This window comes from Rhizobacter sp. P2_H2 (assembly GCF_056403375.1).
Genome location: NZ_JBFUFP010000551.1, coordinates 1 through 3,620, shown reverse-complemented (window position 1 = coordinate 3,620; position 3,620 = coordinate 1). Strand labels below are relative to the sequence as shown.

Below are 3,620 nucleotides of genomic sequence, written 5' to 3'. Positions count from 1 at the left end.
GGCTTCCTCGGCGTGCTGTGGCTCGCGTGGGACAAGGCGAGCTTCAAGCCCGGCGCGAGCAGCGGCTGGGCGGTGCTCGCGTGCCTCGCGGCGACGCTGCTGTACGGCTTCTCCGGCAGCTTCACGAAGCGCTTCCTCACCGGCGTGCCGCCGCTCGCGGTCGCCACCGGCAGCCAGCTGTCGTCGGCGCTGGTGCTGGCGGTGCCGGCGCTCGTGTGGTGGCCCGCGGCGATGCCGTCGGCCACCGCCTGGTCGGCCGCCGCGCTGCTGGCGGTCGGCTGCACCGGCATCGCGTACATCCTGTTCTTCCGATTGATCGCCCACATCGGGCCGGCGAACGCGCTGTCGGTCACCTTCCTGATCCCGGTGTTCGCGGTGCTGTGGGGCTGGCTGTTCCTGCACGAAGGCCTGACGCCGCAGATGCTGCTGGGCTGCGCGGTGATCCTGCTCGGCACCAGCCTGACGACCGGCGTGCTGAAGCCGCCTGCCTGGTTTTCCAGACATCCAGCCTGATTTGCATGGTTTTCCATTCAATGTATAGTGAAGCAGTCATTCTGAACAAAATGATTGCTTTGCCATGCAAACTGATGTTTCGTTGCCGGCCCAGCTGAAGGCCTTGCGCCGCGCCGGCGGCCGCTCGCTGGTGAGCCTGGCCGAGCGCACCGGGTTGAGCCGGCTGACGGTGGCCGCGGCCGAGGGCCAGGCCGATGCGCGGCTGTCGACGCTGACGGCGCTGTTCGACGAGCTCGGCTACGTGCTGGTGCCGGTGCCCAAGCCGCTGCTGGCCGAGACGGTCGCGTTCATCGCCAACCAGGGGCAGTCGGTGTCGCTGCCGGCGGGCGTCAGCGCGCCGCTCGGGGTCGGGCAGCAGGCGTTCCAGTACCGCGTCGGCAAGGACGCCAACGCCAACGCCGACATTGACGACGACGACGGCGAGGCGCCCTCGTGAGCCGCAGCGACCCGATCACGATGGCCGAGCYGCGGCTGCACGTGCCCGATGCGGCGCAGCCGCGGCGCATCGGCTGGCTCTCGCAGGTCGGCGACAACATCCGCGTCTCGTTCGACGACGCCTACGTCGGCGACGCAGCGCGGCCGACGCTGTCGCAGCTGTACCGCGGCGCCGGCGAGGCGCAGACGCGTGCGATCCTGAGTGCCGTCAACGACGAGCGCCTGGTGCGCATCGGCCGGCTGCCGGTGTTCTTCGAGAACATGCTGCCCGAGGGGCACAACCGCGACCGGCTGGCCGAGCGGCGCGGCGTCGAGCGCGACGACGAGTTCGAGTTGCTGGCGGCGGCCGGGCACGACCTGCCCGGCGCGCTGGAGGTGCTGCCGGCGCACGAGGTGCCGACCGGCGTGGTCGAGCTGCATGCGACGAAGCGGCTGGAGCCGCTGCAGCCGTCGGCGGTGGCGGCGCCGGTCGAGGACGGTTTCTCGCTCGGCGGCTTCGTCACGAAGTTCTCGATGGTGCACCGCGGCGCGCGCTACGTGGTGCGCAGCGGCACCGAGGCCGGCGAGGTGCTGGTGAAGCTGCCGTCGACGGCTTACCCGGACCTGGTGCACAACGAGGCCTGCTGCTACCGGCTGGCCGAGGCGGTGGGTGTGCAAACCGCCGGCGCGAGCGCGCGGCCGGTGGCCGAGCTCGATCTGCCCGGCGTCGCGCTGCCGTTCAGCCACTACCTGCACGTGCCGCGCTTCGACCGCCGGCCCTTGCTCGACGGCCGCACGCAGCGCGTGCATTTCGAGGAGCTGACGCAGGCGCTGGGCATCGACAGCCGCCGCAAGTACCGCGACCTGCCGGCCGCGATGCGGGCCTTGCTGGTGCTGCTGAAGCAGTCCCCGGCCAGCGATGTGCACGAGCTCGACGAGGTGTTCCGCCGCTGGACCGCGTATGCGCTGATGGGCAACACCGATGCGCACTCGAAGAACTGGGCGCTGGTGTACGCCGACGGCGTGCACCCGCGGCTCGCGCCGGCCTACGACATGGTCTGCGTCGCCGCGTATTTCGACCCGGCCGACCCGCGCGCGCTGGCGCAGAACCGCAAGATGGATGAATCGCTGCGGGCCTGGGGCGAAGACGCCGCCGAGGCGCTGGCCAAGGCAGCGGGGCTGCTGGCCTTCAACCGCTTCCGGCGCATCGTGCGCGAGACGCGCGAGCGCGCCCGTGCGCGGTGGCCGGCGCTGCTGGCGGACGCGCCGGAACGGGTGGCACGCACGATCACGCAGCGATTGACGTAGGCCTGGGTGCGACGGGGCGCGCGTCGCGGCGGGTGAGGGGATGGGCTGGGGGCTCAGCTTCGGCGGTCGGCCCTGGCGGGCCGACTCCACGAAGAAGCTCGGCTTCAGGGGTGCATCGCCAAACTCCCGCCGCTCGCTTCGCTCGCTGTGGTCAAACAGTGTCGATGAGTCAGTCCACGAAGCGCGCTGGCGCGCGCCACCCCTGAAGCCGATCTTCTCCGTCGCCTCAGAARTCGCCCCCAGCCCATYCCCTCACCCSCCGCTCAACACCCACCGCTCTTGTTGGGGGGAAAAGATTGAAGTGACCGACGAGCATGCGAGCGGCCGCGCGCCCGTTCTTCATGGGTTCCTACGAGCAGCTGTTGACCAGATTCCCGAACAGGTGCGCCGAATCGAACGCGAACTCGCCGCGGTAGCTCGCGCCGTCGGCGAGCTCCGCCGGCGTCACGGCGTGCGCAGCGAGGTTCGCGATCGCCAGGGCGATGGCAGCGGGATTCCCTGTCCGGCGACTTCAATGATCCGAGTCGTAGTACAGCGGATCGTCGTGATGGCGCTGCGACGGATAGAAGCTCCCTTGCGGAGGCGTGTTGTAGCTGACGCTGCTGACCGGCTCCGCATACCCGCTCGGCCCGCTGCTGGGCGCCAAGGTCTGCTGATACTGGCTGTGCGGCGTGTAGTACTGGCCGGGATCCTCCGGATGCGGCGCATGCATCGGGAAATCCTGGTTGAACTGCGAGTACATCGCGCCGGCCGCGTCCTCCCCCGAAAGATCCATGTCCGGGTTGTGATGGTGAATCATCGCGGCCGCCCCGCCGGCGGTATACGGCGTCATCGGGAACACCGCCGAGTAGGTGTTCTGGACGCCGCCACGGCCATACCGCGCATTGCGCAGCGGCTGGACGTGCGGCTGCAGGAACACGCCTGCCTGGCCGCGGTAGTTGCGGTCATGCGACGGGTCTTGCGACGACACCACCATCACGGTACCGCCCCGGCTGTCCGGGATGTGCCGGCCCGGGTTGACGACGTAGACGCCGTCGGTGCAGGCCTCACCGCCATCCGGGTCGCCGATGCCTGCATGATGACCCGCATACAGCCCCTGGGCCGCAATGTTGTCGCGGTCGCGCCGGCGCGTCGAGTGGTGGTAGGTCCGGTAGCCCTGCGGGTTCGGCAGGTCGCGCCGCGGCGCCATCGTCGACGCGCTCGGGCGGCGGTAGCCGCCGTCCGACTCGTCGCCCGACGAGATCGAATCGAAGCTGTCGCGCCGGCGACGGCCGCCGCCGCCCGGGATGCCGATCGCCCCCGATCGCGGCGGCGACGCCCCCCATGAATCGCCAGCCGGCCCACGCGAGCGGGCCGGGATGTCGCGGGGCTGGGTACTGGAACCC

Annotated in this window: 4 protein-coding genes; 3 read left to right on the top strand and 1 reads right to left on the bottom strand. The window is 70.5% G+C overall.

The window, feature by feature from the left end; genetic code table 11:
- The 3 genes from AC1D15_RS22260 to AC1D15_RS22250 form a co-directional block, all read left to right on the top strand.
- Positions 1-513 (top strand): DMT family transporter (locus tag AC1D15_RS22260; protein ID WP_477827680.1); only part of this gene is annotated, 513 nt, incomplete at its 5' end.
- Between the two features lie 64 nt (positions 514-577).
- The gene (locus AC1D15_RS22255) at positions 578-949 is read left to right on the top strand and encodes a helix-turn-helix domain-containing protein (RefSeq protein ID WP_477827679.1); all 372 of its coding nucleotides are present in this window, start codon (positions 578-580) and stop codon (positions 947-949) included.
- A complete protein-coding gene (locus AC1D15_RS22250; RefSeq protein ID WP_477827678.1) occupies positions 946-2,235 on the top strand; it encodes a type II toxin-antitoxin system HipA family toxin in 1,290 nt (429 codons plus the stop codon). Before AC1D15_RS22255 ends, AC1D15_RS22250 begins: the two co-directional genes overlap by 4 nt.
- Positions 2,236-2,746: 511 nt before the next feature.
- On the opposite strand, the gene AC1D15_RS22245 is transcribed toward AC1D15_RS22250, so the two are convergent.
- Positions 2,747-3,620: hypothetical protein (locus AC1D15_RS22245; RefSeq protein WP_477827677.1), on the bottom strand; the 874-nt coding region annotated here is incomplete at its 5' end.